The following is a 13,972-nucleotide window of genomic DNA, read 5'->3' on the forward strand; positions in this document are numbered from 1 at the left end:
AGAGTTGTGGTAAAATGACCTAAGACAATTCGTAGTAGCAATCACTATTCATACGGTATTGAGTAGGTTTAAATAGGTTAATTTGAGTGAATTTTTAACTATAAATGATGGATGAATAGCTCTTATTTTTCCTTAATTTTGTTCCAGACATGCGGACCCATATCAATCCACCTCTTTTAATAAATAAGGGAACACCTCATGCTCCTTATTGGGAACGCTTGTATTTGGCTTTGGGTAAACAGTCGATAACCCCATCATTTCCATCAACTTTTTTACTCGACGTTTACCAACAGGATAGCCTACTTCTTTTGACAGCCATCTTGCCCGCTTAATTTTACCTTCACATGGATACTGCAGATAGTGCTCATCAAGTAGCGCCATAAGCGCTTCATCTTCGACAGAAATGGGCTTGGCACTATAATAATAACTTGAAACAGGCAAGTCTAATAGCAAGCATTGTTCACGAATGGTGAGCTCGGCAAGAGGATCAATCATGACGCGCTTTTCATCCAGACTAAAGTTCATGCTTTTTTTTTAGCCAAGATAGCTGCGCTTGAAGTCGACCAATTTCTTGATATAATGCCTCAACAAGCTGCTCTTGGGACTTGGCTTCTTTTTCATTAGCCCCAGAGAATAAATCGTTAATGGCTTTGATGGCCGATTGCTTCCAAGTTTTTACCTGCGTTGCGTGAACACCGTATTCACTGGTAATTTGCGCTTGTGTGAGTTTCCCCTCAATCGCAGCTAGCGTTATTTTTGCCTTCTTGGCCGCCGTATAATAAGCTCGCTTTTTAGACATTTTATTCTCCTCTTTGTATTAAGAAGAATAGCTCTTAAAAAACCTTTTTTTGTGTCCAGAAAACCGCGCCTATATTAGACAGTACTAAAATTCCCCATCCACCGTACTTCTCCCATCCTAGAGTCATAAACAAAGACATGGCTGTTATAGCAATAAGGCCACCAAGATAATAAAGAACATTTGTTAGATTAAAACTTGGGCTTTGCTCAGGTAAATTGGTCACAAACGAAATTAGGTGATTAGCTTGCTCTTTGGTGATTATTTTAGCATCGACTGCTTTATACAGCATCCTGCGTGAAATATTCATTGAATCTCCAGGATATACTTGCTTGTACTCTTGTAACAAGATTATAGTTGAACTATAAAATTCTGTGAAAAATTTAAGGTAAGATTGCATTAGATTTTAGCTGAATAGGAGTGATCTTCGTTGCCACGCAAAAAGCATTTTAAAAATAGTAATTTTGTTCTAATATAAGTAAGAAAAAAATATATTAACAGCCAGGAGATTAAGGATGTCACATGTTGATAAGTTGATTCAGTCTGCAATGACTGCTTTTTTTGTTCTCGCCGCTACCAATACAGCCCTAGCCGAAGTTGCCCCCAGCACTTCTGCGACTGAAAAATGTTATGGAGTAGTTAAAATGGGGATGAATGATTGTGCTACTCACAGTGCTTCTTGCGCGGGCTCCTCTACCAAAGACAAACAAAAAGACGCATTTCTTATCATGCCAAAGGGAATGTGCGAAAAAATTGTCGATGGAACTCTTGAGGCAGGAAAATAAAGAAACTAGCTTGCTAAACCTTACAGGGAATGAATATGAAACTTAGTCTGTCGTATCTTTTTGCATTATCAGTTGCTGTATTTGGTTTTTCCACGGTCACTTATGCTAAACCGGAAACCTTTACTTTGGACAAAAACCATACCTATGTATTATGGAGTATTAAGCACTTGGGTTTCTCTGACCAAGTGGGTAAGTTTTATGTCACTGGGCAACTCGTGCTTGATAAAGATCATCCGGATCAAAGTAAAGTTAATGCAACAATTAAAATTGCTGATCTGGCAACTGGTTTACCAGAGTTTGATAAACATTTAAAAGATAAGTTGTTTTTTAATCAGGAAAAATTCCCAACAGCTACTTTCGTAAGTGATAAGGTAGATGTATCAAGTAAAGATTCTGCCAAAGTACACGGTATGCTCACCCTCCATGGTGTCACGAAACCAGTAACTCTGAATGTTACCTTGAACAAAACTGGTATTAATCCAATTTCAAATAAAAATTCTGTAGGTTTTACGGCATCTACCGAGATCAAGAGATCCGACTTTGGTATGAATACCCTGGTACCTGATGTAGGAGATGAAGTGATAATACAAATAGGTGCTGAAGCATACCAGGATAAAAAATAAGGTAAACCATGCGTATTAAAAACAGTATAACCCGTTTTGGGATAGTAGCTATTTTATTACATTGGGTTGTTGCTATCCTTATCATTGGTCTAGTTGCAGAAGGCTTGTATATGGTGGATCTGCCCATTAATTTGCAAAAACTAAAGCTTTATGGTTGGCACAAAGAGTACGGTTTATTGGTACTATTTCTGGCAATTTTCAGGATTATATGGCGTTTAAGTAATCAAATGCCGGAATTAGAATTACCAATGCTTGAGAAACTTGCAGCACGAAGTATGCATTGGGCATTTTATATCTTCATGTTTGCTATGCCAATTACAGGTTGGTTAATCACTTCATCCGCAGGTCTTCCTGCTTCATTCTTTGGCCTGTTTACCTTACCTAATGTTATAGCCGCTAATGAGGATAATCTATTTTTATTTGAATGGGTTCATGAGTGGTTAGGGTATGCATTGATAGCTGCCATATCACTACATACTGCTGCGGCTTTAAAGCATCATTTTATTAATAAAGATAACATATTGCGCAGAATGATCTCATGATGTGCAGAGCAATTAATATGGATAGGATCCACTACTAATCAAGAATGCTTGTCTTTTTTAGTATTTCTCCTAATATAGCTAGATGATCAATGCCTTTCTCCAAATACCATGAACAGTCAGAGCATGCTAAATGTTTCCTAATAAAGTAGGATTTGCCAAAATAAGCATGAAATATAAACGACCATACTGTATCGTATCTTTACATAATGCAATTAAAAATATCAATAGTTAAACTATTGGAGTTAAAATAATCAGATTCGTTTGGTGAATTGAATCATCAATAAATACATTAAAACGATAAACAGGCTTATTGGTAGTTTCTTAAATGTTGTGTATGGCTTTATTCATAGATGTGATAGTTCTAAAATTCAGATAGGAGTGGATGATGGATGCAGCAATCATCAGAACAATAATGGCGCTATCACTGACTGTTTTACTGGAGTTATTGGCGTTTTATCTTTTTATCAAGAGGAGGATACCTAAAGAGAGGCATTTGTCTTGGGTTATCTTTATTGTAGGATTAAATCTGTTTACCAACCCGTTAGCACATTTTATATATTATTTCTTATCAACTCACATTTTAGTTGGGTTTAGCTGGATTATTACAGAATTGATAGTGGTACTAATGGAAGCGGCTTTGATCAATCTAGTGATGTTAATCACCCTGAGAAGAGCTTTAATTTATTCATTAATATTAAATGGAACTTCAATCGTGCTTGGAGAGTATATATGGTGGGGTTTATACCTATTGCATTAGGCCTGCTTGGCATTTTTTATGCTATTGCCAGTTACGCTGATTTAATTGTTGAGCCCAGGATTGAGCCTGGTTCTACAAGTTTTTTGAGTGGACCCACATCCATATTAGTAATTGTTATCGTTGCAGGGGTGATTATTTTATTGATTGTTGCTTATCATATGCGTAGAAAATAGCTTGGTAAACCATGATATTCGCTGTCATATTCCATCTTGAAAAAACTTTATAAGGACATGCGTTTTTTGGAATACCTATCCTTTTTAGTATTCAACCCCAAAGTAATCAATTTACTTAACTGTACTCTTTAAATTTTAAATAGAGTGAATAACCCAATTGCTTGAAAGTCTCCATTTTAAAACTCTTAATCATCATGACTTAAGCCAAACATACCCAGCATTAAATTGTATAACAATGTTTCAATTGAGGTATATACTTATACTAATGCTGCAAGCTAATAAATTAAATTTGGAGTTCATGATGATTAATCCATTACAGTATCAGCCTAAGGGGGATAAAGAGAATTCTTCCTACTTTAATGAATATAAAACAAAAATCTTTGAAAGAAGATTGGCATCAGGACTTGAGGATTTGTATGGAGTGATATGGGTCCGCATGTCTGGAACAAAATTAAGGAAAAATAAGAGCTATTCATCCATCATTTATAGTTAAAAATTCACTCAAATTAACCTATTTAAACCTACTCAATACCGTATGAATAGTGATTGCTACTACGAATTGTCTTAGGTCATTTTACCACAACTCTATCAGAATGACTTATCCACAAGTCCACAGGTCAGGAGAGCTTCACTTTCTCGTATAGGCCTGTGGGCCTTGTGGGTAAGTCATGACGCTCTCATTTAGGGTTTATGGTCTTTTCCGGCCATAATACACCTCTGCGGGCGTTAAATAATTAAAGGACTGGTGAAGCCTTCGGTTATTATAATACTCAAAATACTCCGTTAAGGCCAGCTCAACCTCTTCAATTGTATCAAAATCATACCGGTAGATTTTTTCTTGCTTAACACTACGCCACAATCGCTCGATAAATATATTATCTAAATAACGTCCTCGCCCATCCATGCTGATAGAAATGTGGTGAGATTTTAGCGTATTTATCCAATCTTTTGAGGTAAATTGAGAACCCTGATCCGTGTTAAAGATCTCACAACGCGAATGCAGCAAAGCGTTTCTAAGCGCCTCAATACAAAATTCAGCCTCCATAGTAGGTGAAATAGCCCATCCAATCACATAACGACTATACCAGTCCATAATAGCTACTAAATACACATGCTTTCCTTTCATGCGGATGTAGGTGATATCTGCGGCCCAAACCTGATTTGGTTTGGTGATATCCACCTCTTTTAATAAATAAGGGAACACCTCATGCTCCTTATTGGGAACGCTTGTATTTGGCTTTGGGTAAACAGTCGATAACCCCATCATTTCCATCAACTTTTTTACTCGACGTTTACCAACAGGATAGCCTACTTCTTTTGACAGCCATCTTGCCCGCTTAATTTTACCTTCACATGGATACTGCAGATAGTGCTCATCAAGTAGCGCCATAAGCGCTTCATCTTCGACAGAAATGGGCTTGGCACTATAATAATAACTTGAAACAGGCAAGTCTAATAGCAAGCATTGTTCACGAATGGTGAGCTCGGCAAGAGGATCAATCATGACGCGCTTTTCATCCAGACTAAAGTTCATGCTTTTTTTTTAGCCAAGATAGCTGCGCTTGAAGTCGACCAATTTCTTGATATAATGCCTCAACAAGCTGCTCTTGGGACTTGGCTTCTTTTTCATTAGCCCCAGAGAATAAATCGTTAATGGCTTTGATGGCCGATTGCTTCCAAGTTTTTACCTGCGTTGCGTGAACACCGTATTCACTGGTAATTTGCGCTTGTGTGAGTTTCCCCTCAATCGCAGCTAGCGTTATTTTTGCCTTCTTGGCCGCCGTATAATAAGCTCGCTTTTTAGACATTTTATTCTCCTCTTTGTATTAAGAAGAATAGCTCTTAAAAAACCTTTTTTTGTGTCCAGAAAACCGCGCCTATATTATTTGCTGAGAAGATCAATGATCCAGACCCGCCATTGCTAAAAAAATATATACTGGATAAAGCCGATCAGTTAAGTGAACAGTCTACACAACATGTACTGGCACTCCATGGAAGACAGGAGTTTAAGGGCATCGTTACAGAGTTAGTTAAAGGTTTCTTTAATTCCGAGTCAAGCAAGCAACTAGTACAACTTAGAGCCGTTGCCGACCAAGAAAAAACGGCTCTTACTCTGCCCTCTACTCCCGCAAGTGCAAATCAAAATTGGTTTCAAAGGAATCGTAACTCTTTATTAGCAGTAGGGGTTGGTTTAGTTGCGGTCATTAGTTTGGTTTTGATTTTAAGCGGGGTACTCGCTCCTTTGGGTATTGCACTCGCTGCTGGTACAGCCACTGCTGTTGCTTTGGCTGGAACAGCTACAGCGGCGGCTATTACTATTGGGGCTGGTGCTAAAATAGTAAATGATGAAATTGAGTTCTCTGGTGATATGCAAGGATTTACAGAACAAAACAAGGCATATGAAGAGAAGAAAACTGGTATTGATGCTCAATTAAAAGATAAAATTGAGCAATTGTATATTGCTGCAGACAGCAAAGTTGCTACTTTTTTAACCGCTAAATTTGAAAATGAAACTACTCCATCAACTAAAGCACTTTTGGAGAACTCTGATGTTGAATTAACCAGCGTAGCTCAAGTTGAACAACAAAGTGAATTAATGCCATTGGTAATGGAGGCAAACGGATTACTGGAACAACTAGATAAACAGCTTAAAATCAGTGAACTTGCTGTAAAAAATGGAGAGAGTGTTGTGGTTAGAGCACCGAGTTTCGATTCAGAAACATCGAACAAAGCCAAGCGAGTAGCATCGCAAGTTGAATTAGAAGACAAGGCAGCTGATGAGACGCTAGATGAAGTGCAACGCGTACTAAAGTGATCACGACGTTTGGGTAACAATTATGCTCTGGTAAAAGGAAAATATTATGACTGCTCCAACTTTATTTAATTCACCTATGAGTGGCTATATTAGGCAAGAAAGTCTACGTAACTATAATCAGCAACTAACTGAAAAAAAAGCTCATTTAGTGACAGCAAAAGAGTCTTATCTGAATGCTCTGGAACTAATAGGTCAATATCACCAAAAAGTTACCGCTGCAAAAAAACAAATAGATCTTATTAAAAACGAATTAAGTGAGAGTAGGGAAGTTGAAAAAACAAAAAAACTGGAATCACAAAAACAACAATATGAACGCTTTATTGCGGCTGCTCCTGAAAAATTAGCTTCGATAACTCAACGACTCAATCAATTAAATGAAAATTTGCAGGGTTTGGAAGCAAATATTGGTACATTAACAGAACAAAACCGTAAATCACTTAATACATCATCCCCAGGAGCAGGTGCTTAACTTACAAATAGCGATGGTGTTTTGAGAGCATATGGTGAACATGAGTTGCTTTCATCAAACCCGTAATTTATACATCGACCTATAGCTCCCACAAAGAGTCGATTAGAGAGTTACAACCTTTTCAGTGCGTTACCATTTACGTAATAAAAGCTTAATTAATATCCTCTATAATAGTAAATAGGCAGTAAAAGTAATTTTTAGGGGGGCTTATGCCAAAGAATAAACGAAAGCCCAGAATCGCAGAAATTGTCGATTTTGAGGATACTGAGGTATATAGATTACTGCAAAAAGAAAAATTATTAAAAAATGAGTCTGAGGTTTTATCAAAAACAGTTCTGGCAAAATTACATGAAAAAACATACCGGTCAACTGGAGTTAATAAGCAGGCCGCACTAATCTGGGAACATATCTCATCCATTACCGTTCTTTTAAATGAGCAGCTAAAGGCCATAGATTATCGCATCGCTAAACTTAATTCCGATAGCAGGGAAAGCGCAATAAAAAAACGAGTTGAATTATTAACGGAGCGTAATTCGCTCTTGGGTAATGCAATTGGACAATTCAAGCCAGAGCATGCAAATCTCTCAGCTCTTGAAAATGAGTTATACCCTGTCTCAAAAGCTGACAAAGGTAATGTTTTTTTACAAAATAAAAACACCGTGGCAGAGATCTATGTAAATCTAAAGCAGCATGTTACTGCCATTCGATTCGAGTTAGACAAATATGATGATACGGAACTTCAAGAAGCAATTAAGCCTGATGTTGAACAGTTAGATAAATTACTTGCGGAAACTGATGCTATTACCCATAAAACCGTAGAGATTCATGAAAAATCAAAAGGAGGAGTCATTTCCAGTGATTTATTTGCCGAGATGGCTAATCAGCTTCATGAGTTAGCTGAAAAGAAATTTGATATTGAGCAGCGTTGTAAATTAATCGAAGACAGATTGGCTATAGCAAAATTGGATAGGGTAATTGCTGAACAAACAATAGAAATTGAGAAGGTGTATAATAATCTGTCCTCTTTATATGGCATTGTTTATATGGCTGCAACTCAGGGGCATAGCCGTTACAGTGATTTGAGTAAGGAATTAAAATCATTAATAATTGCTGACGGTTCTCGCTCTAAGCTGAGCTTTTCTGCTGAAAACTTTCAACCGCAAATTCCTCTTTCCAGCATGTACTGGAATGATTAATATAGGCGCGGTTTTCTGGACACAAAAAAAGGTTTTTTAAGAGCTATTCTTCTTAATACAAAGAGGAGAATAAAATGTCTAAAAAGCGAGCTTATTATACGGCGGCCAAGAAGGCAAAAATAACGCTAGCTGCGATTGAGGGGAAACTCACACAAGCGCAAATTACCAGTGAATACGGTGTTCACGCAACGCAGGTAAAAACTTGGAAGCAATCGGCCATCAAAGCCATTAACGATTTATTCTCTGGGGCTAATGAAAAAGAAGCCAAGTCCCAAGAGCAGCTTGTTGAGGCATTATATCAAGAAATTGGTCGACTTCAAGCGCAGCTATCTTGGCTAAAAAAAAAGCATGAACTTTAGTCTGGATGAAAAGCGCGTCATGATTGATCCTCTTGCCGAGCTCACCATTCGTGAACAATGCTTGCTATTAGACTTGCCTGTTTCAAGTTATTATTATAGTGCCAAGCCCATTTCTGTCGAAGATGAAGCGCTTATGGCGCTACTTGATGAGCACTATCTGCAGTATCCATGTGAAGGTAAAATTAAGCGGGCAAGATGGCTGTCAAAAGAAGTAGGCTATCCTGTTGGTAAACGTCGAGTAAAAAAGTTGATGGAAATGATGGGGTTATCGACTGTTTACCCAAAGCCAAATACAAGCGTTCCCAATAAGGAGCATGAGGTGTTCCCTTATTTATTAAAAGAGGTGGATATCACCAAACCAAATCAGGTTTGGGCCGCAGATATCACCTACATCCGCATGAAAGGAAAGCATGTGTATTTAGTAGCTATTATGGACTGGTATAGTCGTTATGTGATTGGATGGGCTATTTCACCTACTATGGAGGCTGAATTTTGTATTGAGGCGCTTAGAAACGCTTTGCTGCATTCGCGTTGTGAGATCTTTAACACGGATCAGGGTTCTCAATTTACCTCAAAAGATTGGATAAATACGCTAAAATCTCACCACATTTCTATCAGCATGGATGGGCGAGGACGTTATTTAGATAATATATTTATCGAGCGATTGTGGCGTAGTGTTAAGCAAGAAAAAATCTACCGGTATGATTTTGATACAATTGAAGAGGTTGAGCTGGCCTTAACGGAGTATTTTGAGTATTATAATAACCGAAGGCTTCACCAGTCCTTTAATTATTTAACGCCCGCAGAGGTGTATTATGGCCGGAAAAGACCATAAACCCTAAATGAGAGCGTCATGACTTACCCACAAGGCCCACAGGCCTATACGAGAAAGTGAAGCTCTCCTGACCTGTGGACTTGTGGATAAGTCATTCTGATAGAGTTGTGGTAAAATGACCTAAGACAATTCGTAGTAGCAATCACTATTCATACGGTATTGAGTAGGTTTAAATAGGTTAATTTGAGTGAATTTTTAACTATAAATGATGGATGAATAGCTCTTATTTTTCCTTAATTTTGTTCCAGACATGCGGACCCATATCAGATGATGCATCAGGGCGCGTGGCGATAAGACAAGAACGAGAGCAGTTAACTGAACAATTAAATGATAAAAGACAACTTGTTGATCAAATACAAAGATCGATTACCACTAATCAAGAGGCGTTAAAAACAATCATAAGTGATGATTTGGAGTATTGTTCTAAAAGAGCTGAACTTTATGACATGCTTACGAATAACCCAAGGGATTCTGCTCGCAGTTACGCTCGTGTTACCAATGCACTCCAATTTGACTTTCAAAATGGAATGTCTACCCCAAAATATCAAGCCGCTTTAAACGATTTATTACAATATGGATTTGAATCAAATTCGCCAGAAAGCTCTGTACTTGTTCGTAATTTAAAAAGTACACGTAAAGAGCTGGAACAGTTTGGCACTCAATTTAAACAAAATTACCCCGAACTAACTCTTAAAGACAGCACGTTTACTTTCAATGGAACTTCTTATCCACGTTCTGATTCACTAAGCAAAGCATTTGGAGAGTATCTGCTGGCACATGCAAGAATTAGTGAGGCATTGGAAAAAGGAGACAGACAAGTCAGCTATGCTGATGCCATTGATTATAAAAAGGAATTTGAAAATCTTAAGGAGGGAAAAACTAATATTGAACAATTTATTGCAAATTACCAAGCAGAACAATTAAAAATCAAACTGGATATTCAAGATTTAAAAAGTAGATTTCAAAAACTTTCATCAATGCCAATAATTGATAACTCTCTAACTCACCAAGAAAAGCGTTATATTCGTGAGCCATTAATTACTGAAGCGGTTAAAGAGTATAATAATATCCATGAAAATTTAACTCGGGATTTTGAAACAAATCCATCGCCAGATTCAAAAACCTTTGCTGCCCTGAAGGAACAGTTAACTACTCTGGAAATACATGGAAGCACTATTAATAAATTTCTTGAAGAGCAAAGACAGTTACATGAAGTTAATATTTTAAAAACTCAACTTAATAGACAACAACTACTCATTATGAAGAAAAAAGCAGTAATCGGAAAAATTATACAAAAAACTGCTGAAGAAATTAAGGACATTCAAAGCTCGTCTTCGGAAAATGATCCAAAGCTCAATGTAATGCTCGAGTTACAGAATGCATTTTCAAGTCATTACGAAAGCTTAGACAAATTAGCTAAATTTATCACTGTGACCAAGGCTGATTCGAACGTAACAAATATTGAGATTACTCAAACTGCTTTAGAAAAAATAAGCAAAGAAAACAGTAAGGGAACACTTAACCTGGCACAAGATCTTACAAAGGCTTTTGATCTGCATTTACCAAAATTATCTGCTGGTTCTCTCTTAAATCAATTTATGGAATGGATTGATGAAAATATAATAGAACCTATTTATATAACTTTTGTTGATAATGAAAAAACCTATAAACCGGGCCTTTTTGCTTCGACATCAGCGAAAAACCTGGACTCATTCAGGAAGGATCTTCTGCCTGAATTGGAGGAAATACAGTCAGATCATGATGCCGCACCAGCCGCTTAACGGGTCTTATTTTAACGGGTGATTAGAAACTATTTCCCTTATGATAAATTTACACCAACAAATATTTTATATTCTACTTTTGCTTGCAGTTCCGTGTTAATATCATACATTTAATTTAAAATGTATGCTGATTATGAATCTGGTAAAATTTTTCCCTTGGTTTGCTGAGGCATGGAGATCCTATACGCAGTGCCGTACGGCTCTCTGGTGGCCCTTAAGTTTTCTTTTTTTATCCCCGCTTGCTGTCTTAATTCTATTTGGAATAATTATTCCTTTTGAATTGAATGAGCTAGGTTGGATTAATTTTAATCATCCATATCTGAACTACCCTTATCTTTTGATAGTTGCAGGGCTAGTTTTCCTTGCTTTTTTTCCATTTCTTGATGGCCTGTACCAGCTTATTAAGGCTAATTTGGATGGTGATTCTGTTAATGAGAACACTGGTTTTCTTAATTTATATAAATCTCAAGCTATGGGCAAAGCTTTAGGAGCGGTTTTAGTTGCATTGTTAATATTGGGTTTAATAGGTTCTTTTTTTAAGCCATTTAACATGCTGGTTTTATTAGGTCATTGGCTAACACTATTCACCCCCGTTTTACTTGTTAACGATAACAAATCACCTTGGAAAAAGGGTATGGAGTCAGTCCAGTTTACACTTGCAAACAAAAAATTGGTCGTTAAGATTTGGGGGTTACGGTTGTTAATTTTAATGTCCCTAATTGTTCCCTGGGCTTTGGTTCTTTGTACCGGTGGGCACCCTGTATTAAAAATGGTTGCATTAGTTTTCGCTTTGCCATCGTTTGGATATATGACAGTTAAAGTTTTACCTTTTTATTTCTTTTATCCTGCATATGTATACCAACAGGTGACCAGGCTTTCATCGTAAGATGGGCTCTACACCAATTAAGGGGGCACTTTAATCGTATTAGTCTAAACTAACCTATTGATTTGACGGTCAAAAAGGAGATTAAAGTGCCTGGATATAATCTTATCCTAAATTTACCTGGGTTTGCCATAGTAAAAGTGAGTGGTTATCACCCATTAATACTAGATGTGGTGTATCAACGAAAAGCCCGCTGTTCCCATTGTAAAAGCAAAGAGGTAAGGAAGAAATCCAGCAAGATAAGAGAAGTACATCATGAGTTAATCGGTCATAGAAGAACTTTATTGCGATTTAAAGCTTATAAGCTGTATTGTAATGTTTGTAAACGCTACGGAAACCAGCAATTTCCCGGAATAGCCAAACACCAAAGGTCAACTGAGCGGTTACAAGGAGAAGTATTTCATAGCCATACTAAGGGCGTATCTCAGAAAGACTTGGCGAACTATTATAAGAAAGGGAAAGCGACCATAGAACGTTGGTACCAACGTCGTTATCGTCTCGAACATCAAGAATTACTCAATAGACCTTGTCCGCAAGTATTAGGTATCGATGAACATTTCTTTAGTAAAAAAGAGGGGTTTGCTACTACTTTATGTGACCTAAGGAAACATAAAATCTTTGATGTCGTTCTTGGACGTAGTGAACAGGACTTATCAGCCTACTTAAATCAATTGCCCGGCAAAGAAAAAGTTAAGGTCATTTGTATGGATTTAAGCAGTACTTATCGGTCACTGGTAAAAAAGTATTTTCCTAATGCGCTTATAGTGGCCGATAGGTTTCATGTCATACGTCTAATGCAGCATCAGTGCATGATGACCTATCGAGAACTCTCTCATCAGGTCAAAAATAATCGGGGCATCCTCGCACTATTAAGAACAAGAGCAGACCGCCTCACTCCTGATAAACAAAAAAAACGGGACGCCTTCTTGGCCCAAAATCCAGCCATAGACGCTATTTATCAATTTCAACAGCAACTTCATCAACTTTTAATGAACAAGGCTTTAAATCAAAACAAGTGTCGTGAAGTGATACCTATCTTTCTGGAGATGCTTAATGATTTAAAACAAAGTCCTTTTAAAGCTTTGGCTGCTCTAGGTAAAACGTTGACTACTTGGAAAGATGAAGTGGCTAGAATGTGGCGATTTACTAAATCAAATGGAATAACTGAAGGCTTCCATCGAAAGATGAAACTAATACAACGAAGGGCGTATGGGTTTAGGAATTTTGAAAATTATAGAGTGCGTGTTAAGGTGCTCTGCGGATGATTAAAGCTGCCCCCTTAAATGGGAAAGAGCCGAAAGATGAAGCTAATTCAAAGACGGGCTTATAGATTAAGAGTTAGACTGCTTTGTCGATGAATGAACAGCCCCAGGATTTGGGGAAGAGCCGAGCTTATGGATCTAGGAATTTTGAAAATTATAGAGTGCGTGTTAAGGTGTTCTGCGGATGATTAAAGCTGCCCCCTTAAATGGGAAAGAGCCGAAAAATGGCGCGCCCGGAAGGATTCGAACCTCCGACCCTTTGGTTCGTAGCCAAATACTCTATCCAACTGAGCTACGGGCGCGTTGATTGGCGGAGAGAGAGGGATTCGAACCCTCGATGGGATTTCTCCCATACTCCCTTAGCAGGGGAGCGCCTTCGACCACTCGGCCATCTCTCCAATCAATGGTTGCGGAGTATATCAGGTATTTGCATGTCGTCAATAATACTTGAAATTTAAATTGAAAAAAATACTAAAAATGGTTTAATTATATTTTATATGAATAATATGGAATCATAATTCAAAGGCATATCCTTAATTTTTGTATTTATCTCCCTGAAATAGATTCTATTGAAATGCCTCTGAATTATTCATAGAAAATTGGAAAAATATTGGGCTAAAAAAGGTTGTGCTGATATACCATTATGGCAATGGGGGTGATTGAGTCAGCTAACTAATCTCACTAGACACTTGGATT

At 37.5% G+C, this 13,972-nt stretch carries 18 protein-coding genes, 2 tRNA genes and 1 pseudogene; 14 read left to right on the forward strand and 7 right to left on the reverse strand.

From position 1 onward, the window contains the following. Positions 1-162: 162 nt before the first annotated feature. The 3 genes and pseudogenes from HRS36_RS09060 to HRS36_RS09070 form a co-directional block, all read right to left on the reverse strand. Positions 163-525 (reverse strand): IS3 family transposase, encoded by a 363-nt coding sequence (locus HRS36_RS09060; RefSeq protein ID WP_173236510.1) that lies wholly within the window; start codon positions 523-525, stop codon positions 163-165. Beyond that, entirely contained in the window at positions 515-799 is a 285-nt protein-coding gene (locus HRS36_RS09065; RefSeq protein WP_173235475.1) for a transposase, read from the reverse strand. Before HRS36_RS09065 ends, HRS36_RS09060 begins: the two co-directional genes overlap by 11 nt. A gap of 76 nt (positions 800-875) precedes the next feature. Beyond that, positions 876-1,106: pseudogene (locus HRS36_RS09070) on the reverse strand (DUF2157 domain-containing protein); the annotation flags it as partial. A 205-nt stretch (positions 1,107-1,311) separates the two neighbouring features. Between HRS36_RS09070 and HRS36_RS09075 the strand changes: the two are divergent. The 6 genes from HRS36_RS09075 (at position 1,312) to HRS36_RS09100 (ending at position 4,169) form a co-directional block, all read left to right on the forward strand. After that, positions 1,312-1,581, forward strand: a complete 270-nt coding sequence (locus HRS36_RS09075; protein WP_173237054.1) for a BufA1 family periplasmic bufferin-type metallophore — start codon at positions 1,312-1,314, stop codon at positions 1,579-1,581. Between the two features lie 35 nt (positions 1,582-1,616). Then, entirely contained in the window at positions 1,617-2,204 is a 588-nt protein-coding gene (locus tag HRS36_RS09080) for a YceI family protein (protein WP_173237055.1), read from the forward strand. Positions 2,205-2,212: 8 nt separating this feature from the next. Further along, positions 2,213-2,746: a cytochrome b gene (locus HRS36_RS09085; RefSeq protein WP_173237056.1), complete on the forward strand. Its 534-nt coding sequence runs from the start codon at positions 2,213-2,215 to the stop codon at positions 2,744-2,746. Between the two features lie 382 nt (positions 2,747-3,128). Further along, positions 3,129-3,503, forward strand: coding sequence for a hypothetical protein (locus tag HRS36_RS09090; RefSeq protein WP_173237057.1), 375 nt, complete (start codon positions 3,129-3,131; stop codon positions 3,501-3,503). Next, the gene (locus HRS36_RS09095; RefSeq protein ID WP_173237058.1) at positions 3,476-3,676 is read left to right on the forward strand and encodes a hypothetical protein; all 201 of its coding nucleotides are present in this window, start codon (positions 3,476-3,478) and stop codon (positions 3,674-3,676) included. Before HRS36_RS09090 ends, HRS36_RS09095 begins: the two co-directional genes overlap by 28 nt. A gap of 298 nt (positions 3,677-3,974) precedes the next feature. Next, positions 3,975-4,169, forward strand: a complete 195-nt coding sequence (locus HRS36_RS09100; protein ID WP_173235396.1) for a hypothetical protein — start codon at positions 3,975-3,977, stop codon at positions 4,167-4,169. Between the two features lie 195 nt (positions 4,170-4,364). On the opposite strand, the gene HRS36_RS09105 is transcribed toward HRS36_RS09100, so the two are convergent. Continuing rightward, complete coding sequence (locus tag HRS36_RS09105; protein WP_173235473.1) at positions 4,365-5,210, reverse strand: IS3 family transposase; 846 nt, start codon at positions 5,208-5,210, stop codon at positions 4,365-4,367. After that, positions 5,200-5,484 carry a transposase gene (locus HRS36_RS09110; RefSeq protein ID WP_173235475.1) on the reverse strand — a complete coding sequence of 95 codons (285 nt, stop codon included), beginning with the start codon at positions 5,482-5,484 and terminating at the stop codon, positions 5,200-5,202. The genes HRS36_RS09105 and HRS36_RS09110 overlap by 11 nt, the downstream gene beginning before the upstream one ends. Positions 5,485-5,594: 110 nt before the next feature. Between HRS36_RS09110 and HRS36_RS09115 the strand changes: the two genes are divergently transcribed. The 8 genes from HRS36_RS09115 to HRS36_RS09150 all read left to right on the forward strand — a co-directional run bounded on the left by HRS36_RS09115 (position 5,595) and on the right by HRS36_RS09150 (position 13,279). Continuing rightward, complete coding sequence (locus HRS36_RS09115; protein WP_173237059.1) at positions 5,595-6,491, forward strand: hypothetical protein; 897 nt, start codon at positions 5,595-5,597, stop codon at positions 6,489-6,491. Between the two features lie 46 nt (positions 6,492-6,537). Next, complete coding sequence (locus HRS36_RS09120; protein ID WP_173237060.1) at positions 6,538-6,960, forward strand: hypothetical protein; 423 nt, start codon at positions 6,538-6,540, stop codon at positions 6,958-6,960. 209 nt (positions 6,961-7,169) lie between these two features. Then, positions 7,170-8,156, forward strand: coding sequence for a hypothetical protein (locus tag HRS36_RS09125; RefSeq protein WP_173237061.1), 987 nt, complete (start codon positions 7,170-7,172; stop codon positions 8,154-8,156). Positions 8,157-8,230: 74 nt separating this feature from the next. Then, positions 8,231-8,515 (forward strand): transposase, encoded by a 285-nt coding sequence (locus tag HRS36_RS09130; protein ID WP_173235475.1) that lies wholly within the window; start codon positions 8,231-8,233, stop codon positions 8,513-8,515. After that, positions 8,505-9,350, forward strand: a complete 846-nt coding sequence (locus HRS36_RS09135; protein ID WP_173235473.1) for an IS3 family transposase — start codon at positions 8,505-8,507, stop codon at positions 9,348-9,350. The genes HRS36_RS09130 and HRS36_RS09135 overlap by 11 nt, the downstream gene beginning before the upstream one ends. 284 nt (positions 9,351-9,634) lie before the next feature. Further along, positions 9,635-11,131 (forward strand): hypothetical protein, encoded by a 1,497-nt coding sequence (locus tag HRS36_RS09140; RefSeq protein WP_173237062.1) that lies wholly within the window; start codon positions 9,635-9,637, stop codon positions 11,129-11,131. Positions 11,132-11,264: 133 nt separating this feature from the next. Continuing rightward, positions 11,265-12,017: a hypothetical protein gene (locus tag HRS36_RS09145; protein ID WP_173237063.1), complete on the forward strand. Its 753-nt coding sequence runs from the start codon at positions 11,265-11,267 to the stop codon at positions 12,015-12,017. An 86-nt stretch (positions 12,018-12,103) separates the two neighbouring features. Continuing rightward, entirely contained in the window at positions 12,104-13,279 is a 1,176-nt protein-coding gene (locus HRS36_RS09150) for an ISL3 family transposase (RefSeq protein WP_173236258.1), read from the forward strand. 222 nt (positions 13,280-13,501) lie between these two features. On the opposite strand, the gene HRS36_RS09155 is transcribed toward HRS36_RS09150, so the two are convergent. After that, positions 13,502-13,578: transfer RNA gene (locus HRS36_RS09155), tRNA-Arg, on the reverse strand. A gap of 6 nt (positions 13,579-13,584) precedes the next feature. Next, positions 13,585-13,674, reverse strand: a tRNA-Ser gene (locus tag HRS36_RS09160). Positions 13,675-13,972 lie beyond the last annotated feature (298 nt).

This window comes from Legionella antarctica (assembly GCF_011764505.1).
Lineage (GTDB): Bacteria > Pseudomonadota > Gammaproteobacteria > Legionellales > Legionellaceae > Legionella > Legionella antarctica.